Consider the following 25,930-nt stretch of genomic DNA (forward strand, 5'->3'; position numbering starts at 1 on the left):
ATGCGTCCCACCGGCAAGACCCCGGACGACGACGAGCCCGGTCTGGGTCCCACCCGCGTCCGCGATCTGGCGCTCATCGCCGTGGTGGTGGCCCTGATCTCCTGGATTCTGGTGCGCTACAACTACTCCGACCTGCCGCCGCTGCCCCTGCTGGCCGGGATTGTGCTCTACATCCTGGCGGCGCTGGAGACGGTGATCGCGTTCGTGGTGCGCGCCCGGGTGGCCGACCGCCAGGTCGGTCGGGCCCGCGGACAGTTGCATCCGCTGACCGCGGCACGCGTGCTGGCGCTGGCCAAGGCGTCGGCGATTCTGGGCGCCGTCGCGGTGGGGGTGTGGACCGGCATGCTGGTGTTCCTGCTCAATCAGCACGACCTCACCGCCGCCGACCACGATCGGCCCGGCGCCATCATCGGGCTGATCGGCGGCGCGGTGCTGATGGTCGCGGCGCTCTGGCTCGAATACTGCTGCCGGGCCCCCGACGACCCCACCGACGACGCCGCGGAGCCACATCCGGACGGGCATCCCGGAGCCGTGTGAGGACGATCGCGAACACCCATTTCGGGTCACTAATCGTGACTCTCCGTTGACGCCTGTCCGTCGCGGGGCAACTCAAAGTGTAAGTTCACGGACATGACGACCTCGAACGGCCGTTCCGCCGAGACCCGACGCTCTGGTCGCGTGGCGCAATGGCTGCTCGGTCTGCTGATCGTGCTCGCCGTGGCGGCCAGCATCCTGATGGTCTTCACGGACACCGTGAGCATCGTCGGCTCCCTGGCTGTCATCGCCGCGCTGTGGGCGGCGGTGATCGGGGCCATCCTGGTGACCAAGTTCCGTCGGCAGGCGGAGTCGGCGGAGAGCAAGAGTCGCGATCTGCGCCTGGTCTACGAGTTGCAGCTCGAACGCGAGATCGCGGCCAGGCGTCAGTACGAACTCGACGTCGAGGCGACGATCCGCAAGGAGATCGGCCAGGAGACCGGCGCCGAACTCACCGAACTCAAGGCGCAGGTGTTGGCGTTGCGGGCCAGCCTGGAGCAGTTGCTGGGACAAGCGCTGCCCGATCAGCGCACGGCACTGCCGAACGAGAAACTGCGGGAGCTGGCCTCCGGGCTCGGTGGTGTGGGGTCCGACACCGGTTACGGCCGCCCCTCCTATCCCGGCTCCGGCTTCTCCGGCTCGCAGTTCGCGCACGACGACAGCGTGCGGGCGGCGCAGGACTTCGCCGCGACGGTACCGGCGGCGGACGCACCCAGCAGGCACGAGTCCTCGGCATTCGATGCGTCCATCGATCCCAATGAGATGACCGAGATCATTCCGGTGGTCACCGAGGAGGAGCCGTTCGCGGGCGCCGGGTTCGGCCTGCCCGCCGACGAGGTCGAGCCGAACCCCAACGCAGAGACCCCGGCCGCCGAGGTCCCCGTCGACGAGGTCACCGTCGACGAGGTCACCGTGACCGAGGTTCCCGTCGACGTCGTCCCCGACGAGGTCGAGGTCGCTGAAGCGGAGGTCGCCGAGGCCGAGGTCGCCGAGGTGACTCCCGACGTCCCGGTGGAGCAACCGCGGCCCACCGAGGCACCGGCACCCTCGGCACCCCTGTCGACCCCGTTCTCCGGCGGGTTCTACGTGGGACCCCAGCCACAGATGTCTCAGCCGCCGCAGACCCCCGCACCGACCTTCGTCGACGACACCCCCACCGACGAGTGGGCCGCACAGCACGCGCCCGCTGCCGCACCCGCGCCTGCTGCCGAGTCCGAGAGCACTGCCGGTCGTCACGAAAGCGGTGGTGCCGGCGAGTCGTCGCGGACCGTCGCCGACCTCGGTGGTGGCCGTCGCCGTCGCGAGACCGACCACGATGCGGCCCATTCGGCGGGCCTTCCCGCCGCCGAACTCCTCAATCAACTGCGCCAGGCGTCGTCGGAGTCTCGCGGCGGACGCCGTCGCCGCGGGGACTGACGCGGCGCGTACAGAAAGGTCACCGCTGAGGCAGGCGACCTGCACCGGTGCACCTCACGATCTCGACAGGTGACGGTTCTGTACCGACCAGCCACCGTCGGCGCCGTGACCCCGATCACACGTATTGGCCATTGCCGTCGCCCACCGCCTAACCTTGCGGTGCAACGTCTGGTACCCGTTGACGATCGCGGGACTGGAACGACCCTGGAGGACACCGGTGACCTCACCGAACGGCGACAATGCCGTGCCCCCGATGCGCCGCGACGGCGCCGGGCACGGGGCCGATCCGTCGGCCGCCGCATCCGTGCTCCCCGGGGTCAGTAACCTTCCCACCCCCGCTCGGCTGACCGTCGGAATCGTCTCCGCGGGCCGTGTGGGCACCGCGCTGGGCGAGGCGCTCGAACGCGCCGGCCACCTGGTCGTCGGGGTGGTGGCGCGATCACCCGAATCGCGGCGTCGCGCCGCAGCCCGGCTCCCAGAGTCGCAGGTGCTGGACCTGCCCGACGTGGTGTCGCGTTCCGAACTCCTCGTCATCGCCGTCCCCGACGCCGCGTTGCCCTCGGTGATCGCCGAGATCGCGGCCACTCGCCGACTGCGCCCCCGCACGTTGGTGCTGCACACCGCGGGTGCACACGGTGTCGCGATACTCGACCCACTGACCCGGCTCGGTGCGCTGCCGCTCGCGGTGCACCCCGCGATGACGTTCATCGGCACCGACGACGACACCGCACGCCTGGCGCAGGCGTGTTTCGGCATCACCGCGGCCGACGAGGTGGGCGTTGCGATCGCGTCCGCACTGGTCCTGGAGATGGGCGGTGAACCCGTTCGCATCGCGGAGGAGAACCGCACGCTCTATCACGCGGCGCTGGCCCACGGGGCCAACCACCTCGTGGCGCTGATCTGCGACGCGGTGAGCGCGATGAACGCTGCGATCGAGGGCGACGCCGGGGCGCCCGGGCGCGACGCGGCGACCGTCGACGGCAACTCGGTGCTGCTCGCCGAACGGATTCTCGGACCTTTGGTGACCGCGGCCCTGCAGAATGTCCTCGAACTCGGACGGGGCGCGTTCACCGGGCCGGTGGCGCGTGGCGACGCGGCCGCCGTCGCCGATCATCTCGCGGCCTTGCGGGCGCTGCCCGGCGGCCGGTCACCCGGTTCGATCGCCGACGCCTACCGGGTGCTGGCCCTTCGTGCCGCTGATTACACCGACGCCCCCGACGACCTGCGCGACATTTTGGAGGCCCCGTGACCGCTCCGCTCGACGCCGCTTCCTACGTCGCGGGAACCCTGACCGTGCACCGTGATCCGGCAACCCTGCACCGCGTCAGCACCGCGCTGCGCCGCGCGGGCAAGCGTGTGGTGCTGGTGCCCACCATGGGCGCGTTGCACGCGGGACACGCGCAACTGGTGCGCGCGGCGCGATCCAAGGGCGACGCGGTGGTGATCGTGTCGATCTTCGTCAACCCGCTGCAATTCGGTGCGGGCGAGGATCTCGACGCCTATCCCCGCACCTTCGACGCCGACCTCGACCTACTGCGTTCCCTCGGTGTCGAGTTGGTGTTCGCGCCGACGGTCGCCGACATGTATCCGTATGGTCCGCGCACCACCATCTCACCCGGCCCGGCCGGCGACATCCTCGACGGTGCTTCGCGCCCAGGACATTTCGCGGGGATGCTCACCGTCGTCGCCAAGCTACTCAACATCGCCGCCCCGCACGCGGCGTACTTCGGTGAGAAGGACTACCAGCAGCTCGTCCTGATCACCCAGATGGCCGACGACCTGAATCTCGACGTCGAGATCGTGGGCGTGCCGACGGTGCGCGAGGCCGACGGGCTGGCCAAGTCGTCGCGCAACAGGTATCTCACCCCCGAACAGCGTGAGGTGGCCGTGACGTTGTCGGCGGCACTCGCCGCCGGATCGCATGCCGCACCGGGCGGCCGCGACGCGATTCTGGCTGCGGCACAAGCCGTTCTCGCCAGCCGGCCGGAGATCGACGTCGACTACCTGGCCCTACGGGGACGGTCGCTGGAGGAGCCGCCGGAGAAGGGCGACGGCAGGCTTCTCGTCGCGGCCCGGCTCGGAGCGGCGCGACTCATCGACAACGTCGGCGTGGCCATCGGCATCGACCTGTCCAACCCCGACGAGAACCCCACCTGACCGCCCGGCCCGGCGATCGACCATCGAACACGAGGTAGCACAGCATGTTCCGCACCATGATGACTTCCAAGATCCACCGCGCCACGGTGACGCAGGCCGATCTGCACTACGTCGGTTCGGTCACCATCGACGCCGATCTGCTCGACGCCGCCGATCTGCTCGAGGGAGAGCAGGTGTGCATCGTCGACATCACCAACGGAGCGCGCCTGGAGACCTACGCGATCGCCGGCGAACGGGGCTCGGGGGTGATCGGGATCAACGGTGCGGCAGCACATCTCGTGCATCCCGGTGATCTGGTGATCATCATCGCCTACGGCATGCTCGATCGTGATGAGCTGCGGGACTACTCGCCGCATGTGGTCTTCGTCGACGACGCCAACCGGGTCATCGACGCCGGCACCGATCCCGCACATGCGCCGCACGGATCGGGGCTGCTCGATCCGCGCAGCCTTGCGGTCTGAGGTCACACACCATGCTTCTCGCCGTCGACGTCGGCAACACCAACATCCACCTCGGCCTGTTCACCGGCACCGGTGACCATTCGAAGCTGTTCCGGGACTGGAGGATTCACACCGACCCGCACCTCACGGCCGATGAGCTGGCGCTGATTGTCCGAGGCCTGCTCGGCGCCGATGTCGAGCAGGTCACCGGGGTGGCCGCGCTCTCCACGGTGCCGTCGCTGCTGCGTGAACTGCGCACCATGGTGGGCCGCTACTACAGCCACGCCCACAACGTGCTGCTCGAACCCGGCGTGCGCACCGGTGTGCCGCTGCTGGTGGACAACCCGAAGGAAGTGGGCACCGACAGGGTGGCGAACTGTCTTGCCGCGCACCAGATCTACGGTGGACCCTGCATCGTGGCGGCGTTCGGCACGGCGACGGTGGTCGACGCGGTGTCGGCGAAAGGGGAGTTTCTCGGGGGTGCGATCGCTCCCGGGGTGAACCTGGGGGTCGATGCGCTCAGCGAGCACACCGTGACGGTGCGGCGGGTGGAGTTGATGCCCCCGCGCAGTGTGCTCGGCAAGAACACGATCGAGGCGCTGCAATCGGGGATTCTGTACGGGTTCGCCGGCCAGGTGGACGGCCTGGTGGAGCGCATCCGTGCCACCGTGGACGGGTTCGACGGCCGTGACATCACCGTGGTGGCCACCGGCTTCCTGGCTCCGCTGATCTTCCCCGAAAGCCGCTCCCTGACCACCCACCACACCCACCTCACCCTCGAGGGCCTGCGGCTGGTGCACGAGCGGAGCAAACAGCAGACCCGCACCCGCGGGGGGCGCTGACCCCCGTCGAGCGTGCCCACATCCGCGTCGAGCGTGCCCACATCCGCGTCGAGCGTGCCCACATCCGCGTCGAGCGTGCCCACATCCGCGTCGAGCGTGCCCGGATCCGCGTCGAGCGTGCCCAGTTTCGGGTCGAGCGTGCCCGGCCCCGAGTCGGGCGTGCCCAGTTCCGCGTCGAGCGTGCCCGGATCGGCGTCGAGCGTGCCCGGATCGGCGTCGATCGTGCCCGGTTCCGCGTCGAGCGTGCCCAGTTTCGGGTCGAGCGTGCCCGGCCCCGAGTCGGGCGCATCTGGTTGCGGGTGGGGCTTGTTCTTTGCTGATCGAGCTCGTTCTTTGCTGATCGAGCTCGTCGAGATCACCCTGGCCCTGCCCTCGCGCACACAACAGTGGCCGCTGCGGGGTAGCGACCAGTAGGCGTTGCGCGAACGTACAGAATGGGTCACGTATTCGTGCCGGGGTCTCGACACGCTCGACCAGCGGTTGGGGGCTCGACGAGCGGTTGGGGGCTCGACGAGCGGTTGGGGGCTCGACGAGCGGTTGGGGGCTCGACGAGCGGTTGGGGGCTCGACGAGCGGTTGGGGGCTCAACCAGTGATTGGGTGTGCGACCTTTTGCGCAGCCGAAGCGCGAAACCCTCACAGATCTGGTCGCCGGCCGGTCGATGTGGCACACTCGTCTGCGTGATCATGAGCTGTCTGGAGTGTTGTCAGGGCTGAGTCCGCGTTCTCGCGGCCGCCCTCCTCGACGACCCCCGCTCGTTTCGATCACTTTCGAGGTTTTCCCCCATGACCGCATCGGTCCGCCAACCCGCTGTTCTCGATCCCGCTCCCGTGCAGGCGCCCGTCTCCGACACTCCGCTCTCGTTGCAGGCCGCCGACTACCGCTCGGCGCTGTCGGCGGGCGCCGTCGCCGTCGACATCCGAAGCCACCGCAAGCGCCAATCCGACGGCGCGCTCTTCGGAGCCCTCGCGATCGCTCCCACCGACATCCTCGAACTCTTGACCCCCGGCACCCCCGGCGCGCTGCGCAGCGCAGTTCCCGGCAGCCGATGGGTCCTCATCAGCGACGACGGTCATGAGGCCGAATGGCTCGCCTGGCACCTGCAGGCCCGTGGGGTGACCGGCGCGGTGTTCGTCGTCGGCGGATTCCGGCGGCTACGGGCCGCGGGCATCAACGGCGAGATCAGCCGCAGCGAGTTGGCGATCTACTCCGCACACTGAATCGACCCGGACGCCCGCACCCGGGCGCCGACCACGATTTTCGCCCGCCACGCACCGGCCGATAGGGTTTGGGAGGTGAGCACCACCCCCACCAGCGGCGACCCGTCCGCGACCGACGACCAGACGCCGGAACAGCTCCGCATCCGCCGGGACAAGCGCGAACGCATCCTCGACGAGGGGCGTCAGGCGTATCCGGTGTCGATTCCGCGCACGAACAGCCTCGCCGAGATCCGCGCCGCCCACCCCGATCTCGAGGCCGGTACCGAGACCGGGCAACTGGTCGGTGTCGCCGGCCGTGTCATCTTTCTGCGCAACAAGGGCAAGCTGTGCTTCGCCACCCTGCAGGAGGGTGACGGTACCCAGCTCCAGGCGATGATCAGCTTCAACGGTGTCGGCGAGGAATCGCTGGTCCGGTGGAAGGCCGACGTCGACCTCGGCGACATCGTCTACGTCCACGGCCAGGTGATCAGCTCGCGCACCGGTGAACTCTCGGTGATGGCCGACGCCTGGGAGATGGCGTCCAAGGCGTTGCGTCCGCTGCCGGTGGCGCACAAGGAGATGAACGAGGAGACCCGCGTCCGGCAGCGCTACGTCGACCTCATCATGCGGCCCGAGGCCCGCGACATCGCCCGTACCCGCATCAAGGTGATCGCCGAGCTCCGCAAGGCGCTCGACACGCGCGGCTTCCTCGAAGTCGAGACGCCGATGTTGCAGACCCTGCACGGTGGCGCCGCGGCGCGGCCCTTCAGCACCCATTCCAACGCCTTCGACATCGACCTCTTTCTGCGCATCGCGCCCGAGCTGTTCCTCAAGCGATGCATCGTCGGCGGCATCGAGCGGGTCTTCGAGATCAACCGCAACTTCCGCAACGAGGGCGCCGACTCGACGCACTCACCCGAGTTCGCGATGCTCGAGACCTACCAGGCCTACGGCACCTACGACGACGCCGCGCTCATGACGCGCGACCTGGTGCAGGAGGTTGCGCTGGGGGCGCTCGGCACGCTCACCCCCGCCATGCCCGACGGTTCGGTCTACGACCTGTCGGGGGAGTGGACGTCGCTGGAGATGTACCCGTCGCTGTCGGCGGCACTCGGGCAGGAGATCGTGCCCGACGGTGGCCCCGAGCATCCGGGCACCACCGTCGACGAGCTGCTCGCGATCGCCGGGCGGGTGGGTCTGGAGGTCCCGAAGGACAAGGGGTACGGCCACGGCAAGCTGGTCGAGGAACTCTGGGAACACATGGTGGGGGAAAAACTCGCACAGCCGGTGTTCGTCCGGGACTTTCCGGTGGAAACCTCCCCGCTGGTCCGCGCACATCGCTCGGTGCCCGGTGTGGTGGAGAAGTGGGACCTCTACGTTCGCGGCTTCGAACTCGCCACCGGTTACTCCGAGCTCGTCGACCCGGTGATCCAGCGCGAACGCTTCGTCGACCAGGCACGCCTGGCCGCGGCCGGCGACGACGAGGCCATGCGGCTGGACGAAGAGTTCCTCACCGCCATGGAGTACGGCATGCCGCCGACCGCGGGAACCGGGATGGGCATCGACCGTCTGCTGATGGCACTCACCGGCCTCGGCATCCGCGAGACGATCCTGTTCCCGCTGGTCAAGCCGAGGGTCTGACCCCGCTTGACGCGGCGCCCGCCAGCACTGTCGACGCCGCGCGATCGTCGGCCGGAACGTGCATCCAGCCGACCGGCACATTCAGTGTCTGCGTCTGCCGGCGGGCCACCGCCGCGTCGGCGTCGGACGCGTCGGGACCGCGTGCCTCAATGCGTGAAATCCGTTCGGACTCCGACAGTTCCAGCCACACGCCAAGCATCGGGCAGCCGGTGTCACGGGCTGCGCGGGAAACCCCGTCGCGCTGATCGGCCGAACCGAACACCGCGTCGGCGATCACGCTCACCCCCGACACCAGGTCGACCGCGGCCAGCCGGTCCAGCTCCCGGTACACCCTGCCACGATTCTCGGCGGTGTAGGCCGACCGTGGCAGCGGTTCGTTCATGCCGACCCCGGCCATCCGTTTGCGCAGCACGTCGCTGCGCAGGATTCGCGCACCCGGCGCCGCACCCACCGCGTGGCCGATTGCCCGCGCCAGCGTCGACTTCCCGGTTCCCGACCCACCGCCGATCGCGACGAGCTGCGCGGGGACCGGCTCGGTGAACTTCAGCGCGAGGTCAAGATAGTGATGGGCGCCCTCTCTGTCGCGTGCCGCAGCCGCGACATGTGCACGGACCGTTGCCCGCACCGCAAGGAGCACCGGCATCAGGCAGAAGGCGTCCTCGTCCTTCGCCGCACGGTCGAAATAGGCGTTGGCCACAACGTTGGCCTCATGGCGCAGGTCGCGCGCCACGAGATCCATGACCAGGAACGCGAGGTCGTAGAGGACGTCGGTGGTGGCCATCTCGTCGTCGAACTCGAGACAGTCGAACGGGGTCGGCTCACCGTCGATGATCGCGATGTTGCCCAGGTGGAGGTCGCCGTGGCAGCGGCGTACCCGACCATTGCGCGCCCGGGCGTCGAGAAGATCGGCGTGTCTACTGACGAGTGCGCTGATCCGATCGGTGAGCCGTTGCGCCGCAGCGGGTTCGATGATGTCCGGAAACGCCGACATGCTCGCCAGGTTTCCGTCGACCACGTCCTGGAGCCGTGCCGCGCCGTTCGGATCGGCACTGGCGGGCGCGCTGCCGTGGGATTCGACGATTCGGGTGGTGAGCCGTTCGAGCAGGCGATCGTCGAGACCTCCCGGGTGTGCGCGTCCCACGAGCAACGCGTCGTCGGCGAAGCGCTTCATCTCCAGTACGTGTTCGATCACCTCGCCGGGCCCGTCGAAGGACAGCGAACCGTCTTGTGCCCGTCGGATCGTGTGCACCCCCAGGTACAGGCCGGGTGCGAAGTCGCGGTTGAGTCGAAACTCGGCGTCGAGGGCGGCGCGACGCCGCTGCGGTGTACTGAAGTCGAAGTAGCGCAATCGAACCGGACGTTTGAACTTCCATGCGCGGTCGCCGTTGAGGATGATCACGGCGCCGTGGGTGGTGATCCGTCGCGACGGGGCGCTTGCATCGAGCACGCCGACCCGCGCGAGCAACTCCTCGGTCGGCTCGTCCTGGCTTGTCATGAGTCGCCTGTCGGATCGCGGTGTCGGTGACGTGTCGACGGGGACGATGGTGGCGCCGTCGCTGTCGAGGATACGGTCCCATTGGCGTCAGTTTCTGTCAAAACGGCATAGTGTGACGCCATCAGGCGTAGCGTCTGCGCCATGACCGGACCGGCACCTCTGCGGATGCGGCGTATGGCGCAGACACGACGAGAGATCTCCGACGTGGCCCTCGACCTGTTCATCAGCGAAGGCCTGTCCGAAACCTCGGTCGCGCGTATCGCGTCGTCGTCCGGCGTGTCGCCACGCACTTTCCACCGGCTGTTCGTCTCGAAGGAGGAGGCGATCGCGCCGATCCTCGACGAGGGGTGGCAGATCTACGTCGACGCCGTCGCCGCACAGTCGAGCACGACACCGATAGTGGACGCACTGATCAACGCTCTGGTGACGGCCTTCGACGGACCGCAGGGTCGGCGGCATCGGGATCTGCTCCGTGCACTGCCGCGCTCGCCCACGTTGGCCCCGGTCTGGGAGTCGGTGCATGCCCGTAGCGCCAACGCATTGCGCCCCGTCTTGGCCGAACGGCTGGGGATCGAATCAGAGTGTTCCCGTGCCTATTTCGCTGCGGCGTGTGTCGTCGCCGCCAATCGGATCGCGGTGGAGGAGTGGGTGGGCGACGAGGCCACGTCGGTGGCGGATCTCGCTCGCGACTGTCTGGACAGGGTGAGCATGGACCTGCTGGCGCAGCCTCAGGTGGAACGATCGACAACAACTCCGAGGAGGACACGGTGAGTACTGGAAGACTCGAAGGAAAGGTGGCGTTCGTCACCGGTGCCGCACGCGGACAGGGCCGCGCCGAGGCGGTTCGGTTCGCCGAGGAGGGCGCCGACGTCATCATCACCGACATCTGTGCCCCACCGACCGAAACAGACTATCCCGCAGCGACTCCGGAAGATCTCGACGAGACCATGTCCCTGATCGAGAAGACTGGGCAGCGTGTCGTGCACGAGATCGCCGACGTCCGTGACCTGAGCGCTCTCGAGAATCTTGTGAGACGCGGCGTCGACGAACTCGGACGGCTCGACATCGTGGTCGCCAACGCGGGCATCGTCTCGTGGGGACGGTTCTGGGAGATGACCGTGGAGCGATGGAAGGACATGATCGATATCAATCTCACCGGTGTGTTCAACACACTCCGTGCAGCCGCCCCGTCGATGATCGAGAGCGGCAACGGAGGCGCGATTGTGGCGACGAGTTCGGTTGCGGGAATCAAATCCCTTCCGGGCCAGTCGCATTACAGCGCGGCGAAACATGGGGTTGTCGGTCTCGTGAAGTCCGCCGCGATCGAGTTGGCGCCGTATGGGATCCGGGTCAACTCCGTGCATCCCTGGGGGGTGGATACGCCGATGGGCGGCATGGGTGCCGAGGGGGAGAAGGTCTTCGCCGACAATCCCTCCTACGCCGCTGCGATGGGGCAGTACTGGTTTGATCCGCCGATCTCGACGGCGGATGACATCGCCAACTCCGTGCTGTTCCTCGTCAGTGACGACTCGCGCACCATCACCGGGACACAGTTGACCGTCGACCACGGGGCGACCAAGGTCTGACCCGCCATCGCAAGAGTTGCGGTCAGCGCAATTCGCGCTTGAGGATCTTGCCCGACGGGTTACGGGGAAACGAGTCGACGAAGATCACCGAGCGCGGCACCTTGAAGTTCGCGAGATGCTGCTTTGCATGGGCGATCACCGCGTCCTCGGTCAGTCCCGATCCGTCGCGCGTGGTGACGTAGGCGCGGCCCACCTCGCCGAGCCGCGCGTCGGGTACCCCGATCACCGCGGATTCGGTGATCCCGTCGAGCCGGGCAAGGGTCTGCTCCACCTCGGCCGGGTACACGTTGAAGCCGCCGCAGATGTACATGTCCTTGAGGCGGTCGGTGATCCGGAGGTTGCCGCGCTCGTCGATGGTGCCGATGTCGCCGGTGTGCAACCAGCCCTGAGCGTCGATGGTCGCCGCGGTGGCCGCCGGGTCGTCGAGGTAGCCGCGCATCACCATCGCACCGCGCGCGAGCACCTCACCCTGACCCGACACCGCGATCTCCATTCCGTCGAACGCCCGTCCACAGGTGGTCGCCACGGTCACGTCGTCGTCGTCGGGGGTGCAGGTGGAGACGAATCCGCTGGCCTCGGTGAGCCCGTAGGCGGTGATCACGGTGTCCACGCCCAGATCGCACTGCAGACGCTCGACGAGCACCACCGGCACGATCGCGGCGCCGGTCACCACCAGCCGCAGCGACGAGAGGTCCACATCGCCGCGCGCGGGATCGTCGAGAATGGTCTGGAAGATGGTCGGCGCACCGGGGAACACCGTGGCACGCTGTTGCCCGACGAGCCGCATCGCCGCGGACGGCGAGTACACCGCGAGCGGAATCATGGTGACCCCGAACAACACCGACGGCAGGATGCCCGCCTTGTAGCCGAACGTGTGGAAGTACGGATTGACCATCAGGTAGCGGTCGGCCGTGCCGAGCCCGCCGTTGGCACCCCAGGCGTGGGCCCCCGCCATCGTCTGGCGGTGCTCGGCCACCACACCCTTGGATTTCCCGGTGGTGCCGGAGGTGAACATGATGTCACTGACGTCGTCGGGTGCCACGGCTCGGGCCCGCCGGTCTGCCTCGGCGCGGGTGTCGTCGGTGGCGCGGCGCAGAAAGTCGGTCCAGTCGACGGCACCGGTCGGCGCGGCCGCCACGTCCTCCGATCCCTGCGGCAGCGGGACCCGCACCACCACGTCGGGCATCGCGGCACCGTAATCGGTGAGCAGTTCGGCGCAGTGATCGGCGCCGAGGAACTCGCCGGACACCACCACCACACACGCGTGCGACCGGGCGATCACGTCGATCGCCTCGCCGCCGGTGTACCTCGTGTTCAGCGGAACCAGCACCGCACCGGCGTAGTGCACGCCCAGCGCGGCCACCGGCCAGTGGTGACTGTTGGGCGACCAGACGGCCACCCGATCGCCCACCCCGACTCCCGACCCGACCAGTGCCGCCGCGAAATCCCGTACTGCGACCAGCAATTCGGCATAGGTCAGCTCGACGGGTTCGTCGGCCCACTGGGTGTCGACGACGGCGGTGTGCCGTGGCCACTCGTGTGCCGCGCGGATGAGGGCGGCCGGGGTGGTCTGGACCGACGTCACCGTGGACTCCATGCCGCTAACCTAGCAAACGCTTGGTAGGTTATGCTAGCGGGCATGACCTCGACGAATCTCGCCGACAGGGCGGTCGACCTGGGCGAATGGGCCCGGTCGACGCCCGAGGCCACCGGCGAGTTCGTCACCGCCGTGCGCGCGTGGCTCGCCGAGAACCTGGCCGGCGAGTTCGCGCACCTGAGGGGGCGCGGTGGGCCGGGCAGCGAACACGAGTTCTTCGCCGACCGGCTCGCATGGGACCGGCATCTCGCCGCCGCGGGCTGGACATGCCTGGGCTGGCCCACCGAATACGGGGGCCGCGGCGCGACGCTCGAGCAACGGATCATCTTCCATCAGGAGTATGCGCGTGCCGACGCGCCCGCGCGGGTGAATCACCTCGGCGAGGAACTCCTGGGCCCCACCCTCATCCACTTCGGCACCGAGGAACAGAAGCGGCGGTTCCTGCCCGGCATCGTCGACGTCACCGAACTGTGGGCGCAGGGCTACTCCGAGCCCGGTGCCGGTTCGGACCTCGCCAACGTCGCCACCAGCGCACGCCTCGGCGACGACGGCCGCTGGCATCTGCACGGACAGAAGATCTGGACCTCGCTGGCGCACGTCGCGCAGTGGGTGTTCGTGCTGTGCCGCACCGAACCCGGCTCCTCGCGGCACCGGGGACTGAGTTTTCTGCTGGTGCCGCTCGATCAGCCCGGCGTCACCGTGCGTCCCATCCAGCAGCTCACCGGCACGTCGGAGTTCAACGAGGTGTTCTTCGACGACGCGGTGACCGACGCCGAGGAGATCGTCGGCGCCCCCGGCGACGGGTGGTCGGTGGCCATGGGTCTGCTGCAGTTCGAACGTGGCGTCTCCACGCTGGGACAGCAGGTCGGATTCGCCCGTGAACTCGACGCCGTCACCGACATGGCGCGACGCACCGGCGCCATCGACAACCCGGAGATCACGTCCCGGCTCGTGCGCGCCGGCATCGGGCTGACGGTGCTGCGCTCCAATGCCGCGCGCACACTCGGCAGCACCGGCGACGCGGCGAGCGCCACCGCCGCGGCGTCGGTGACGAAACTGTTGTGGGCCAACTGGCATCGCGACCTGGGCGAGCTTGCGATGGCGGTGGCCGGGGCGTCGTCGCTCGTCGCCCCCGACACCACCGTCGAGGGCCGGACCAACGACATCGCCGATCCCGCACACGTCGAACTCGACGACTGGCAACGGCTTTTCCTGTTCACTCGCGCCGACACCATCTACGGCGGGTCGAACGAGGTGCAACGCAACATCATCGCCGAGCGGGTGCTCGGACTTCCCCGGGAGGTTCGCGGATGACGCAGACAACACCGACCGCCGCAGCGTCGATCTCGCCGCTGGCCACCCCACCGCGCGAAACCCCGGGGCATGGACTCCTGTTGGGCCGCAAGGTGGTTGTCACCGCCGCCGCCGGCACCGGCATCGGGTTCGCCACCGCGCGCCGTGCCCTGCTCGAGGGCGCCGACGTCGTCCTCAGCGACTGGCATGAGCGGCGGCTGGGGGAGGCCGCCGACACACTGCACGCCGAATTCCCCGACCGCGCCGTGGAATCGGTGGTGTGCAATGTGGCGTCCACCGCCGAGGTGGACGCGCTGATCGCCTCTGCGGCGGACAAACTCGGCCGCATCGACGTGCTGGTCAACAACGCCGGACTCGGCGGTGAGACCCCGGTGGCCGACATGACCGACGAGGAATGGGATCGCGTCCTCGACATCACGCTCACCGGGACCTTCCGCGCCACCCGCGCCGCACTGCGGTACTTCCGCGCGGTCGAACACGGTGATTCGGGACGTCGGGGCGTGATCGTCAACAACGCGTCCGTGCTGGGGTGGCGGGCGCAGCGCGGGCAAGCCCACTACGCCGCCGCCAAGGCCGGTGTGATGGCGCTGACCCGTTGTGCTGCAGTGGAATCCGCCGACATCGGGGTGCGCATCAACGCGGTGGCCCCGTCCATCGCCAAACATCCGTTCCTCGCCAAGGTCACCAGCGACGACCTGCTCGACGAACTCGCCGCACGCGAGGCCTACGGTCGCGCCGCAGAGGTCTGGGAGGTGGCCGCCACCATCGCGATGCTCGCCAGCGATTACACCACCTACCTGACCGGCGAGGTCGTGTCGATCTCCAGTCAACGCGCCTGACACCACATCCGTTCACCGACAACACCTTCCGTGCCCGACCGCCAACGAATCGGAGAAACCGTGAGCACACCGCAGGCCTACATCGTCGACGCCATCCGCACCCCGACCGGCAAACGCAACGGTTCGCTGGCCAAGACCCACCCCGCCGACATGGGTGCGCACGTGATCCGCGCGCTCGTCGAACGCACCGGACTCGATCCGGAAGTGGTCGACGACGTGGTGTTCGGTTGCGTGGACGCGATCGGACCGCAGGCGGGCAACATCGCCCGCACCGCGTGGCTGGCGGCCGGCATGCCGTTGGGTGTGCCGGGCACCACCGTCGACCGGCAGTGCGGATCGAGCCAGCAGGCCATTCATTTCGCCGCGCAGGGCGTGATGAGCGGAACCCAGGACGTGGTGGTGGTCGGCGGGGTGCAGAACATGAGCGCCATTCCCATCTCCCAGGCCATGATCGCCGGACAGGAGTTCGGCTTCTCCACCCCCACCGCCGAATCGGTGGGCTGGCAGGAGCGCTTCGGCGACACCGAGATCTCCCAGTTCGTCGGGGCCGACATGATGGCGCAGCGCTGGGACATCAGTCGCGAGGACATGGAACGGTGGGCGCTGCAATCGCATCAGCGCGCGAAATCGGCCATCGCAGAAGGACGTTTCGACGACGAGACGGTGCCGCTGGCCGACTGTGTCGTCGACGAATGCCCACGCGACACCTCGCTGGAGAAGATGGCCGGACTCGCGCCGCTGGCCGACGGATCGCGGCTCACCGCCGCGGTCGCCTCCCAGATCTCCGACGGGGCATCGGCTGCGCTCGTCGTGAGCCAACGCGCCCTCGACACCTACGGGCTCACCCCACGCGCCCGCATCCACCATCTCTCGGTGCGCGGTGACGACCCGGTGATGATGCTCTCGGCCCCGATCCCGGCCACCGAGTACGCGCTGGAGAAGTCGGGTCTGGGCATCGACGACATCGACGTGGTGGAGATCAACGAGGCGTTCGCGTCGGTGGTGCTGGCCTGGCTCAAGGAGACCGGCGCCGATCCGGCGCGGGTCAACCCCAACGGCGGCTCGATCGCGCTCGGTCATCCGCTCGGTGCCACCGGGGCCAAGCTCTTCGCCACCCTGCTCAACGAGCTCGAGCGCACCGGCGGGCGCTACGGCCTGCAGACCATGTGCGAGGGCGGCGGCACCGCCAACGTCACCATCATCGAACGGCTCGGCTGAGCGCGTCGCCACGCGAACAGGGTCGCGAAAGATGTGACCTGCGACATAGCATGAGCAGATGAGCGTGCGGGACCGATCCCAACCCGGAGGACGACGATGACCAAGCCGGCCGATGCAGACCGAATCGAGCGAGGGGTCTCGTCGGAGACCCATTCGCTGACCGAACTCCTCGAGATCCAGCAGGCCGCATTCCTCCGTGACGGCATACCCGACGCAAGCACCAGAATTGACCGGATCACCCGGTTGTCGTCGCTGCTCCTCGACCACGGGGACGAGATCAGTGAGGCGCTGACTCTCGATTTCGGCTCGCGGCCAAAGGAAGTCAGCGTGTTCGCCGACGTGGCCGGCTGCCTCATCGACCTGACGCATCAGCGCCGGGGGTTGCGCGAGTGGATGGGGGAGACGCGATCGGCGCGCGTACAGGGCGCGCTCGGATTCTCCCAGCGGGTGCGCCACGACCCGCTCGGCGTCGTCGGGATCATGGGCCCGTGGAACTTTCCGCTGCAACTCACCTTCGTGCCCGCGGGTTCGGCGTTCGCCGCAGGCAACCGGGTGCTGATGCGGCCGTCGTCGATTACCGCGCGCACCACCGAGGTGATCGCCCGCCACGCCCCCGACTACTTCTCCATCGAGGAACTCGCGGTGCTCACCCCGGCGCACGGCTCGGGGGCGGACTTCGCGAAACTCAAGGTGGATCACATGTTCTTCACCGGATCCCCCGAGGTCGGGTCGTCGGTGGCGCAGGAGGCCGCCAAGAACCTGGTGCCGGTGACCCTCGAACTCGGCGGCAAGAACCCGGCCGTCGTCGATGTGGGCGCCGACATCGACAAGGCGGCACGAATGCTGGCCGATGCCCGGATGGTCAACGGCGGCCAGGTGTGTCTGTGTTCCGATTACGTCTTCGTTCCCGAGGCCAAGCTCGGTGAGTTCAGCGACAAGGTGATCGCGCGGTGGACCGAGAAGTTCCCCACGATCGTCGACAACCCGGAGTACACCTCGACGATCAATCAGAAGAACTACGACCGCATCCTCGGGCTGGTCGACGACGCCGTCGAACTCGGTGCCACCGCGCGCCAGGTGATCCCCGGCGGGGAACCGCTGCCCTCGGCCGAGCAGCGCAAGATCCCGCCGACCCTGCTCGCCGGCGTCAAGGCGGGTATGAAGATCACCGAGGACGAGGTGTTCGGCCCGGTGCTCACCGTCTACCCCTATCGTGACCTCACCGAGGCGATCACCTACATCTCCTCGCACCCGCACCCGCTCACGATGTACTGGTGCGGCGACGACAACGCGAACTTCGCGCGTCTGGCCGACAGCACGCGCAGCGGCTCGATCAACGGAAACGACTTCGCGCTGAACATGTTCGGCGCCGACTTGCCGTTCGGCGGTGTCGGCCGCAGCGGAATGGGTTCATACCACGGCAAAGCGGGCTTCGACACGTTCAGTCACGCCCGGGCGGTGGCCTTCTCGTCGTTGCCGATGTCGGTCGCCGACCTCATGACGCCGCCCTTCGGCAAGAAGGACAGGCGCATGATCGACGGCCAGATGACCATGTGGACCAAGCTCAACCGGCGTGCGGCCAAGAAGCTGCACCGACGCTGAGCCACCATCCCGCCGACCCTGCCAAGCAGTTGCTAGGGTGATCAGATGGCGGCACGTAACGGCACCTCGCGGCGCGACGAACTCCTCGCGACCGCAGGAAAGATGTTCGCCGAACACGGACTCCGGTCGACCACCGTGCGTGACATCGCCGACGGCGCGGGGATCCTGTCGGGCAGCCTCTATCACCACTTCGACTCCAAAGAGTCGATGGTGGACGAGATCCTGCGCCGGTTTCTCGATTCGCTGTTCGCGCGGTACCGCGAGATCGCAGCCGCAGATCTGTCGGCCACCGAGACACTGCGCGAACTCGTGGTGGCCTCCTTCGAATCGATCGAAGCCGAACACAATGCGGTGGCGATCTACCAGGACGAGGCCAAACGTCTTGCCACACAGGAACGTTTCTCCTACATCGACGAACGCAACGTGGAGTTTCGCGAGCTGTGGCATTCGGTACTCGCGCGCGGTGTGGCCGACGGCGAGTTCCGCGCCGACCTCAACATCGAACTCGTCTACCGATTTCTGCGCGACACGGTGTGGGTCGCGGTGCGCTGGTACCGCCCCGGTGGGGCACTGTCCATCGACGACATCGCCACGCAGTACCTCGCCGTCGTTCTCGACGGCATACTGCCCCGCTAGCGGCGGCGCGGCGCGCGAAGTGTGTCACAGATCCGACGTCTTCGTGACATCAACGCGTCGTTCCGGCGATCGCGTCCGCGCCAACGGCTACCGTCGGTATCGACGGACTCGGTGTGTCGCGAGGAGCTGACGAATGTCTGACGATCTTGGCCCGGTTCCCAATGCGCCGGGTATCGAATACCGGTGGCGGCCCGGGAAGGACGATCCGCGGCGCATGGCGGTCACGGTCACCCTCGCCGAGTTGCGTGCCCCCGTCGTCGCCATCGTCCTACTGCTCCTGCTCGCCGCGTGCATCGCCGGTGCCGTGATGAGCGACGACGTCTGGTACGCCGTTGTGGGAGTGCTCTTCCTGATCTTCATCGTCTTCCTCGTGTACCGAAGCACCTACCAACAGCTCAGTGCGACGGTGGTGCCCGGCGCCACGGTCGGTACGGGATTCAACGACTCGGCCATGCTCATCGAAACCCCGCACACGCGGGCGGTGATCCCGTATTCGAAGGTCCACTCGATCAGCAAGGTGGGCAAGGTGGTGATCGTGAAAGCGCCGAGCGCCCAGACCCCGACCGTGGCACTTCCCGTCGACGTCGCACCGACGGAGGCGATCGCCAAGGTCAAGCGTGCCGGCGCTGGTGGCGCCCCGCCGCGTTCCCACCCGGGTGCCTGAGGCCGTCCGCGTCCGGCCGCTCAGCCCAGTGCGGCGAGCGTCTTGAGCCGTTCGTGCGCCTGCGTCATGATCGACTGGATCAGTTCGTCACAACTCGGCAGGTCGTCGATCATGCCGACCACCTGTCCCGACGCCAGCACCCCGGCGCGGGTGTCGCCCTCGACCAGTCCGGCGCGCAGCAGCATCGGCGTGTTACCCGCCATGATGATCTGCTGCCAGGTGCGGTCGCCGGAGCGTCGCATCGACCGTCCGTCGCGCAACATCGTGGTCCAGCGCATCCCGGTCAACTGCTTGAACTCGTTGGCGTTGCGTGCCGCGGCCACCAGAGCGCGACCCCGCGAACCGCTTTCCAGCGCCTCGACGAGCGGGGTCCGCAACACCCGGTGCGGCATCCCGTCCACCTTCACCGACACCACGGTGTCGGTCAGACCGCGCTGTAGGTACTCCTGCTTCACCGCGTCGGGCACCGCCGAGTCCGAGGTGAGCAGAAACCGCGTCCCCATCGCCACGCCTTCGGCGCCGTAGGCCAGTGCGGCGGTCAGTCCGCGGCCGTCGAAGAAGCCGCCCGCGGCCACCACCGGCATGTCGGAGCCGTTGGCGCGCAACGCGTCCAGCACCGACGGCAACAGCAGGGTGGTGGCCACCGGACCGGTGTGACCGCCGCCCTCGCCGCCCTGCACGATCACCGCGTCGGCACCCCAGGACGCCACCTTCACGGCGTGTTTGGCAGCGCCGATCGACGGGATCACCACCACACCGTGGTCCTTGAGCTCGGCGATGAGATCCTGTTTGGGGGCGAGTGCGAACGACGCGACCCTGACCTCCTCACGGATGAGGAGCTCGATCCGCGCCGCCGCATCGGTGGCGTCGGCGCGGATGTTGACACCGAATGGCTTGTCGGTCAACGACTTCGTCTTGGTGATCGCCGCCGCGAGCTCCTCGTAGGTCATCGTCGCCGACGCCAGGATGCCCAACCCGCCCGCGTTGGACGTGGCCGCCGTCAGCGAGGGTCCCGACACCCAGCCCATCCCGGTCTGCACGATCGGGTACTCGACGCCGACCAGCTCGGTGAACCGGGTGGGCAGCGCCGCGGCCCGCGCCGTGGAGGCGGTCATCGGATCTCCTTGTCGCGTATGCCTTTGGGGTCCAGGACGTCGCGGATCAGGGTCAGCTCCTCCTCGGTGGGCACCCGGGTAAGCGGCGCCTCGGCCAGCCCGGCCACCTCGAAGGCGGTGTTCTCGGCCACCTCGTCGGCGTCGACACCCGGATGCAGCGACCGCGCCCGCATGGTGTGGCCAGGTCCGCCGAAGTCGAAGACGCCCAGGTTGGTCACCACGCGGTGGATGTGGAGGTCGTCGAAGGCGGGGTTGGCCGGGTCCACCGCGCTGTAACCGACCCCGCAGACGATGTCGACGCGCTCGCAGAACACCCGGGCCGAGTGCCGCGGTACCCAGTAGCTGGTGGGATGGTTGATCGTGTTGCCCGGTGCGCCGCGCACCCCGAACATCTGCCTGCTGGGGTGTTGCAGCGGTCCGAAGGCCGACAGATTCTGATTGCCGAACCGGTCGATCTGGTTGGCGCCCATCACCACATGCCTGCGACCCGAGGCCACCACGTCGAACACCTTGGAGAACGGCATCCACCCCTCGATGGGACCGCTGCGGCCGATCGCGGGGGTATCGGCGAGGATCAGTGCCTCGCCGTCGGTGATGAGCAGATCGGGTTCGGTGGTCAGCCGGGCCAACCGTGCCCCGAGCAGCGGAACCGGCGCCATCGGCGACGCCATGATCTCGCCCGCCCCGGCGAAGATGTCGGCGCATGCCGCCACACAGATCTCCGCCCGGGTGGTTTCGACAGGCTCAACCAGCGGAGATGCCGAAACCCCTCCGCGCGCCGATTCAGTCATGCTGGCTCCTCCCGTTCGATGCGACAGGCTCAACCAGCGGAGATGCCGAAACCCCTGCGCGCGCCGATTCAGTCATGCTGCTCCTCCCGTTCGGTGCGCCAGGCGAGCACCTCGCGCTGGTAGGTGGTTTCGTCGACCTCCAGGAACCGTTTCGCGAACGCGGACCACGAGTCCGGATCCTTCGCCGACTCCACGTAGAAGCGTTGGAAAGCCTCGTCGCGGCCGTAGTCGCCGGCAAAGGTGAAGTGCGCACCGTTGGGGGCGTGCACCACACGGTCGACGTTCATCCGGTTCAGCAGCAGACGTTGGGCGGGAACGGTTTTGACGAGCACCTCGGTGGACACCAGCTGATCGGTCTGCACGTAGCGGCGTTCCGCGGCGGCGCAGAACAGGTCGTCCATGTACGGGTCCACCCCGGTGTATGCGGCGTTGCCGCGCGCATCGGCGAGGTCGAGGTGCACGAACGCTGCGTCGAGACGCAGCGCGGGCATCGCGATCAGCGTCTGGGTGCGTCCGTCGGGGCCGGGGTAGGGCGAGTCGACGGTCTTGAGCTCGCCCTCCCAGAACGCCGGGACGTCGGAGCCGAGTCCGGCACGAATGGGCAGGAACGGCAGTCGGGCGGCTGCGGCCTGCAGGCCGCAGCGCACCATTCCCTCGTCCATCTCGCGGGCCTCGATCCGTCCGCCGGTGCGTGCCGCGGCGAACCACGGATCGTAGAACGGGGCGGAGTCCAACGACACGAATCCGTAGTAGGCGCGCCGCACCTTGCCTGCGGCGCAGAGCAATCCGAGGTCGGGGCCGCCGTAGGTCACCACTGTCAGATCCGTGATGTCCGAGCGTGCCAGGGCGCGGACCAGGGCCATCGGTTTGCGTCGCGATCCCCACCCCCCGATGCCGATGGTCATCCCGTCGCGCAGTTCGGCGACCACCTCGTCGAGGGTCGAGGTCTTGTCCTTCGGTTGCGCCGTCGCGGGTTTCGTGGTGGTTGTCGTGGCGGGGGTGGTCATGTCAGCGCTGACTCCCGTTCGTCAGGGGTTTGCCGGTGGAGACGAATGCGTCGCGATGCTCGTCGGCGACGCCGGCGAGATTGAGCTCGAAGGTGTATCCCTGCTCGAGGCGATAGCTGGCCTTCACGTCCACCGGATCGATGTGATTGATGGCCGCCTTGGCAGCCCGGATCACCCGGGTGTCCTTGGCGGCGATCTGTTCGGCCACCTCGAGGGCGGCTGCGTCGAGTGCGTCGGGGGCCACCACCCGGTACACCGAACCGAAGTGCAGCAGCTGCTCGGCGGTGACGTTCTGGGCGGTGTAGTAGAGGGTGCGCATCATGTGCTGCGGGACCAGTCGTGCGAGGTGGGTCGCGGCGCCGAGTGCGCCACGGTCCACCTCGGGCAGCCCGAACACCGCCCCCTCGGCGGCGACGATCACGTCGGCGTTGCCGACGAGCCCCACCCCGCCGCCCACGCAGAAGCCGTTGACGGCCACCACAACCGGGACCGCGCAGTCGTAGACCGCCGAAAAGGCCGCGGCGCACCCGTGATTGGCGTCGATCAGCGCACCGAACCCGTCGGTGGCCTGCATCTCCTTGATGTCGACACCCGCGTTGAAGCCGCGGCCGTGTGCCCGCAGGATCACGACATGCGACGCAGGGTCGTTTCCGGCGGCGAGGATCGTGTCGGCCAGCTCGAACCACGCCGCCGAGGGAAGCGCGTTGACCGGCGGGAAGTCGACGGTGACCGTCGTGACCCCGCTGTCGCTGCGCGTGCTGGTGATCGGCACGCCGTGTCCTCTCCCGGGAAGTCCCGTGACGTCGAAGTGACCAAGTTCTACCAAGCAAATGCTTGGTTGTTTGGTAGGGTAGCACCCATGAGTCTTCGTTCACAGGTCACCGGCCTCGACCTCGGAATGGAGAAGAGTGTTGTCCTGGTCACCGGCGGGGTGCGGGGTGTCGGGCTCGGGATCGCCTCGGTGCTCGCCGATCTCGGAGCCGTTCCCATCGTGTGCGCCCGGCGACCCGGCCCCACCGCCGACGCCGTCGCCCAATACATCCCGTGCGACGTGCGTGACGAGTCGGCGGTGACCACGATGGTCGAGCGGATCGTCGAAGAGCACGGCCGCCTCGACGCGGTGGTCAACAATGCGGGTGGGTCGCCGTTCGCACTCGCCGCCGGTGCGTCGTCGTCCTTCTCGAGCAAGATCGTCGAACTCAACCTGCTCGCACCGCTTGTGGTCGCACGGACAGCCAACCGCGTGATGCAGCAGCAGTCGACCGGCGGTGCGATCGTCAACGTCTCCAGTGTCAGCGGGCACCGGCCGTCGCCGGGCACGTCGGCCTACGGCGCGGCCAAGGCAGGCCTCGACAGCCTCACCGCCTCGCTCGCGGTGGAATGGGCACCGAGGGTGCGGGTCAACTCCGTGGTGGTGGGGCCGGTGGAGACGGAGTCGGCGGATCTGCACTACGGCGACGCAGCGGGGATCGCCGCGGTGGCCCGCACCATCCCGATGGGACGGATGGCGCGCCCGGCCGATGTCGGCAACGCGGTGGCCTTCCTGCTCTCTCCGCTGGCGGCCTACATCACCGGATCGACACTGACCGTGCACGGCGGCGGCGAGAAGCCCGCGTTCCTTGACGCGGCCAACGCGGGGAACGACCTGTGAGCCGCGACACAAGCCCGCTTTCTTGGACGCGGCGAATGCGGGGAACGACCTGTGAGCCGCGCGCAGCGCGATGACATCGAGAAGGGAATCAGGGTGCCCGACAACAGCACACCACTCAACGAGGGCCGCGTGGCCATCGTCACCGGGGCCGGACAGGGTATCGGTCGCGCGCACGCGCTCGCGTTGGCCGCCGACGGTGCCGCCGTGGTGGTCAACGACTATGCAGACGATGCGGCGGCCGAAGTGGTCGACGAGATCTGTGCCGCCGGTGGGCGCGCCGTCGCGTCGATCGGTGATGTTGCCGACTGGGAGTCGGGCGAGCAGATGGTGCGCACGGCGATCGACGAGTTCGGCGGTCTCGACATCCTGGTCAACAACGCCGGATTCGTCCGCGACCGGATGCTGGTGTCGATGTCCGAGGCGGAGTTCGACGCCGTGGTGCGGGTGCACCTCAAGGGGCACTTCGTCGGACTGTGCCACGCCGGTGCGTATTGGCGCGCACAGGCCAAGGCGGGTGCACCCCGCGCTGCCCGGGTGATCAACACCACCTCCGGTGCCGGACTCTACGGCTCTGTGGGACAAGGTAATTACGTTGCCGCCAAGGCGGGGATCGCAGCCCTGACCATCCAGGCCGCCGCCGAGATGGGTGCCTACGGCATCACCGTGAACGCCATCGCACCGGCCGCGCGCACCCAGATGACGTTGGGGGCCGGTGAGGCCATGGCAGCGCAGATGGCCGCACCCGACGACGGTTCGTTCGACGTCATGGCCCCGGCCAACATCTCGCCGCTCGTCGTCTGGCTCGCTTCCCCGGAGGCCGGGGCGGTCAGCGGACGGGTCTTCGAGGTGGAAGGCGGCAAGGTCTCGGTGGCCGACGGCTGGCAGCGTAGCGTGGAGCGCGACAAGGGATCTCGATGGGAGCCCGCCGAACTCGGTCCGGTGATCGAGGAGATCCTCGCCAAGGCGCCGGTGCCGATGCCGGTGTACGGCGCGCGCTGACATCGCGCCCACCGTGCCCCGGAGAGAGGACGTGGACAGTTGGTGAAGACTCCGGACGACGTTGCTGCACAACGCATTCAGGCTGCACGCGCGTACGTCGACGCGCTGGTCGACCATGACCCGTCGAAGGTGTCATTGCATCCGGACTGCACACGGGTGGAACTCGGCGTACGGACCGGGCGTAACGGTCGGCATATCGCGCGCAGCCTGGCGCGCGGACCGCAGTTCCGGCTCATTCACCGGGTCAGCGACTTCGAGGCGACCGTCGACGGGCACAGTGTCTCCACGCGCTACCTCGTGCATGTGCGACCCAAGATCGCCCGGCTGGCGGCGCCGGTCTCCGAGAAGTTCGTCGTCGACGACGAGAACCGAATCCGCACCATCGCGGCGCGATTCGGTTTCCCGCGTCGTCAATCCTGATCGGGGCCCGGATTCAGGAGCTCGGTGCGCGCACCACCATCGGTACGCCGGGGAAGAAGGCGGCCATCTCCGAGCGTGACTTGCGCAGCGTGGCAGTGCCGTAGCCCTGCTTGCGATGGTCGGGGTGAATCCAGATGCGCACATCCACTTCGCCGTTGGTGAGCTCACCGAAGACGAACCCCACCTTCGCCGAACCGTCCTCGGCCACCAGCCACACCGCCTCCTCCTGGTCGACGCGTTCGGCGGCCTGGGCGATCTCCTCGTCGATCTCGCGCGCGGGGTGTCCCGATCCGTCGCCGGCCACACCGAGTTCGGCGGTGCGAAGCGAGAACAGGTCGGCGTCGTCGACCGGCGAGAACACGCGCAGGATCACCGTGTCGCCACTGCTGGCCGGCCGTTCGGCGAGGGTGAAGGTCAGGCGCGAGTTCAGGTCGTCGAGTTCGGCCTGGTTCTTGCGGCGCTCTTCCTTGGTCAGCTGATCGAGCTTCATGTCGAGGATTGCCGAGGCGCCGAGCCGGGACTTGTCGAGCAGTCCGGCGAGAGCGGTGACCGCGGCGTCGTGATCATCGGCGTCGACGATGGCGTCGAGCACCTCGTGGCGACGCTCGAGCGCGGTGAGTAGGGCGTCGGTGATGTCGCGACGTTCGGTCTCCAGGTCAAGATCAGTCATACCTCCGATCGTAGAGAGCTACCGACGGGTAGGTAGTAGAACGTGTTCTAAGCGTTCTCGGGAGGGCCGTGCGGATCATTTACGCATTTCACAGAGCT

General features: G+C 68.2%; 27 protein-coding genes. 20 read left to right on the plus strand and 7 right to left on the minus strand.

The window, feature by feature from the left end:
* From ACWDSI_RS09545 to lysS, 9 genes are all read left to right on the plus strand, one after another.
* Positions 1-537 carry a DUF3180 domain-containing protein gene (locus tag ACWDSI_RS09545; RefSeq protein WP_449747002.1) on the plus strand — a complete coding sequence of 179 codons (537 nt, stop codon included), beginning with the start codon at positions 1-3 and terminating at the stop codon, positions 535-537.
* Positions 538-630: 93 nt separating this feature from the next.
* Positions 631-1,950 (plus strand): DUF6779 domain-containing protein, encoded by a 1,320-nt coding sequence (locus tag ACWDSI_RS09550; RefSeq protein ID WP_449746839.1) that lies wholly within the window; start codon positions 631-633, stop codon positions 1,948-1,950.
* Between the two features lie 217 nt (positions 1,951-2,167).
* Positions 2,168-3,199, plus strand: coding sequence for a Rossmann-like and DUF2520 domain-containing protein (locus ACWDSI_RS09555; RefSeq protein ID WP_449746840.1), 1,032 nt, complete (start codon positions 2,168-2,170; stop codon positions 3,197-3,199).
* Positions 3,196-4,107: a pantoate--beta-alanine ligase gene (gene panC, locus ACWDSI_RS09560; protein ID WP_449756386.1), complete on the plus strand. Its 912-nt coding sequence runs from the start codon at positions 3,196-3,198 to the stop codon at positions 4,105-4,107. Before ACWDSI_RS09555 ends, panC begins: the two co-directional genes overlap by 4 nt.
* A 44-nt stretch (positions 4,108-4,151) precedes the next feature.
* Positions 4,152-4,568 (plus strand): aspartate 1-decarboxylase, encoded by a 417-nt coding sequence (gene panD, locus ACWDSI_RS09565; RefSeq protein WP_449756387.1) that lies wholly within the window; start codon positions 4,152-4,154, stop codon positions 4,566-4,568.
* An 11-nt stretch (positions 4,569-4,579) separates the two neighbouring features.
* Complete coding sequence (locus tag ACWDSI_RS09570) at positions 4,580-5,389, plus strand: type III pantothenate kinase (RefSeq protein ID WP_449746843.1); 810 nt, start codon at positions 4,580-4,582, stop codon at positions 5,387-5,389.
* Positions 5,390-5,401: 12 nt separating this feature from the next.
* A complete protein-coding gene (locus ACWDSI_RS09575; protein WP_449756388.1) occupies positions 5,402-5,803 on the plus strand; it encodes a hypothetical protein in 402 nt (133 codons plus the stop codon).
* 370 nt (positions 5,804-6,173) lie between these two features.
* Positions 6,174-6,608 carry a rhodanese-like domain-containing protein gene (locus ACWDSI_RS09580; protein ID WP_449756389.1) on the plus strand — a complete coding sequence of 145 codons (435 nt, stop codon included), beginning with the start codon at positions 6,174-6,176 and terminating at the stop codon, positions 6,606-6,608.
* 75 nt (positions 6,609-6,683) lie between these two features.
* Positions 6,684-8,228, plus strand: a complete 1,545-nt coding sequence (gene lysS / locus ACWDSI_RS09585) for a lysine--tRNA ligase (RefSeq protein ID WP_449756390.1) — start codon at positions 6,684-6,686, stop codon at positions 8,226-8,228.
* Here the strand turns inward: lysS and ACWDSI_RS09590 are convergent.
* Complete coding sequence (locus ACWDSI_RS09590; protein ID WP_449756391.1) at positions 8,212-9,723, minus strand: bifunctional aminoglycoside phosphotransferase/ATP-binding protein; 1,512 nt, start codon at positions 9,721-9,723, stop codon at positions 8,212-8,214. The two genes, lysS and ACWDSI_RS09590, sit on opposite strands and share 17 nt — an antisense overlap.
* A 141-nt stretch (positions 9,724-9,864) precedes the next feature.
* Here ACWDSI_RS09590 and ACWDSI_RS09595 point away from each other — a divergent pair, with 141 nt between their 5' ends.
* Together ACWDSI_RS09595 and ACWDSI_RS09600 are read left to right on the plus strand one after the other, a co-directional pair.
* Positions 9,865-10,494: a TetR/AcrR family transcriptional regulator gene (locus ACWDSI_RS09595; protein WP_449756392.1), complete on the plus strand. Its 630-nt coding sequence runs from the start codon at positions 9,865-9,867 to the stop codon at positions 10,492-10,494.
* Complete coding sequence (locus ACWDSI_RS09600) at positions 10,491-11,309, plus strand: mycofactocin-coupled SDR family oxidoreductase (RefSeq protein ID WP_449756393.1); 819 nt, start codon at positions 10,491-10,493, stop codon at positions 11,307-11,309. The genes ACWDSI_RS09595 and ACWDSI_RS09600 overlap by 4 nt, the downstream gene beginning before the upstream one ends.
* Positions 11,310-11,331: 22 nt before the next feature.
* Here the strand turns inward: ACWDSI_RS09600 and ACWDSI_RS09605 are convergent, their stop codons facing one another.
* Entirely contained in the window at positions 11,332-12,906 is a 1,575-nt protein-coding gene (locus tag ACWDSI_RS09605) for a FadD3 family acyl-CoA ligase (protein ID WP_449756394.1), read from the minus strand.
* Positions 12,907-12,948: 42 nt separating this feature from the next.
* Between ACWDSI_RS09605 and ACWDSI_RS09610 the strand changes: the two genes are divergently transcribed.
* The 6 genes from ACWDSI_RS09610 (at position 12,949) to ACWDSI_RS09635 (ending at position 19,179) form a co-directional block, all read left to right on the plus strand.
* Positions 12,949-14,220: an acyl-CoA dehydrogenase family protein gene (locus ACWDSI_RS09610; protein WP_449756395.1), complete on the plus strand. Its 1,272-nt coding sequence runs from the start codon at positions 12,949-12,951 to the stop codon at positions 14,218-14,220.
* The gene (locus ACWDSI_RS09615; protein ID WP_449756396.1) at positions 14,217-15,059 is read left to right on the plus strand and encodes an SDR family oxidoreductase; all 843 of its coding nucleotides are present in this window, start codon (positions 14,217-14,219) and stop codon (positions 15,057-15,059) included. The genes ACWDSI_RS09610 and ACWDSI_RS09615 overlap by 4 nt, the downstream gene beginning before the upstream one ends.
* Positions 15,060-15,119: 60 nt before the next feature.
* Positions 15,120-16,277, plus strand: a complete 1,158-nt coding sequence (locus ACWDSI_RS09620) for an acetyl-CoA C-acetyltransferase (protein WP_449756397.1) — start codon at positions 15,120-15,122, stop codon at positions 16,275-16,277.
* A gap of 96 nt (positions 16,278-16,373) precedes the next feature.
* Complete coding sequence (locus tag ACWDSI_RS09625) at positions 16,374-17,879, plus strand: aldehyde dehydrogenase family protein (RefSeq protein ID WP_449756398.1); 1,506 nt, start codon at positions 16,374-16,376, stop codon at positions 17,877-17,879.
* Between the two features lie 45 nt (positions 17,880-17,924).
* Positions 17,925-18,515, plus strand: a complete 591-nt coding sequence (locus ACWDSI_RS09630) for a TetR/AcrR family transcriptional regulator (RefSeq protein ID WP_449746854.1) — start codon at positions 17,925-17,927, stop codon at positions 18,513-18,515.
* A gap of 133 nt (positions 18,516-18,648) precedes the next feature.
* Positions 18,649-19,179, plus strand: coding sequence for a hypothetical protein (locus ACWDSI_RS09635; protein WP_449746855.1), 531 nt, complete (start codon positions 18,649-18,651; stop codon positions 19,177-19,179).
* 20 nt (positions 19,180-19,199) lie between these two features.
* Here ACWDSI_RS09635 and ACWDSI_RS09640 read toward each other — a convergent pair whose 3' ends face one another.
* The 4 genes from ACWDSI_RS09640 to ACWDSI_RS09655 form a co-directional block, all read right to left on the minus strand.
* Positions 19,200-20,294, minus strand: a complete 1,095-nt coding sequence (locus ACWDSI_RS09640; RefSeq protein ID WP_449746856.1) for an NAD(P)H-dependent flavin oxidoreductase — start codon at positions 20,292-20,294, stop codon at positions 19,200-19,202.
* Positions 20,291-21,085, minus strand: a complete 795-nt coding sequence (locus ACWDSI_RS09645; RefSeq protein WP_449746857.1) for a CoA-transferase subunit beta — start codon at positions 21,083-21,085, stop codon at positions 20,291-20,293. Before ACWDSI_RS09645 ends, ACWDSI_RS09640 begins: the two co-directional genes overlap by 4 nt.
* A 68-nt stretch (positions 21,086-21,153) precedes the next feature.
* Entirely contained in the window at positions 21,154-22,092 is a 939-nt protein-coding gene (locus ACWDSI_RS09650) for a CoA transferase subunit A (RefSeq protein WP_449756399.1), read from the minus strand.
* A 1-nt stretch (position 22,093) separates the two neighbouring features.
* Positions 22,094-22,864 carry an enoyl-CoA hydratase family protein gene (locus ACWDSI_RS09655; RefSeq protein ID WP_449746859.1) on the minus strand — a complete coding sequence of 257 codons (771 nt, stop codon included), beginning with the start codon at positions 22,862-22,864 and terminating at the stop codon, positions 22,094-22,096.
* Between the two features lie 87 nt (positions 22,865-22,951).
* Between ACWDSI_RS09655 and ACWDSI_RS09660 the strand changes: the two genes are divergently transcribed.
* The 3 genes from ACWDSI_RS09660 (at position 22,952) to ACWDSI_RS09670 (ending at position 25,162) form a co-directional block, all read left to right on the plus strand.
* Complete coding sequence (locus ACWDSI_RS09660) at positions 22,952-23,743, plus strand: SDR family oxidoreductase (protein ID WP_449756400.1); 792 nt, start codon at positions 22,952-22,954, stop codon at positions 23,741-23,743.
* A 93-nt stretch (positions 23,744-23,836) separates the two neighbouring features.
* Positions 23,837-24,742 carry an SDR family oxidoreductase gene (locus ACWDSI_RS09665; RefSeq protein WP_449756493.1) on the plus strand — a complete coding sequence of 302 codons (906 nt, stop codon included), beginning with the start codon at positions 23,837-23,839 and terminating at the stop codon, positions 24,740-24,742.
* Between the two features lie 42 nt (positions 24,743-24,784).
* Positions 24,785-25,162: a hypothetical protein gene (locus tag ACWDSI_RS09670; protein WP_449756401.1), complete on the plus strand. Its 378-nt coding sequence runs from the start codon at positions 24,785-24,787 to the stop codon at positions 25,160-25,162.
* 13 nt (positions 25,163-25,175) lie between these two features.
* Here the strand turns inward: ACWDSI_RS09670 and ACWDSI_RS09675 are convergent, their stop codons facing one another.
* Complete coding sequence (locus tag ACWDSI_RS09675; protein ID WP_449746862.1) at positions 25,176-25,832, minus strand: GNAT family N-acetyltransferase; 657 nt, start codon at positions 25,830-25,832, stop codon at positions 25,176-25,178.
* Positions 25,833-25,930 lie beyond the last annotated feature (98 nt).

This window comes from Gordonia sp. NPDC003429 (genome assembly GCF_053588575.1).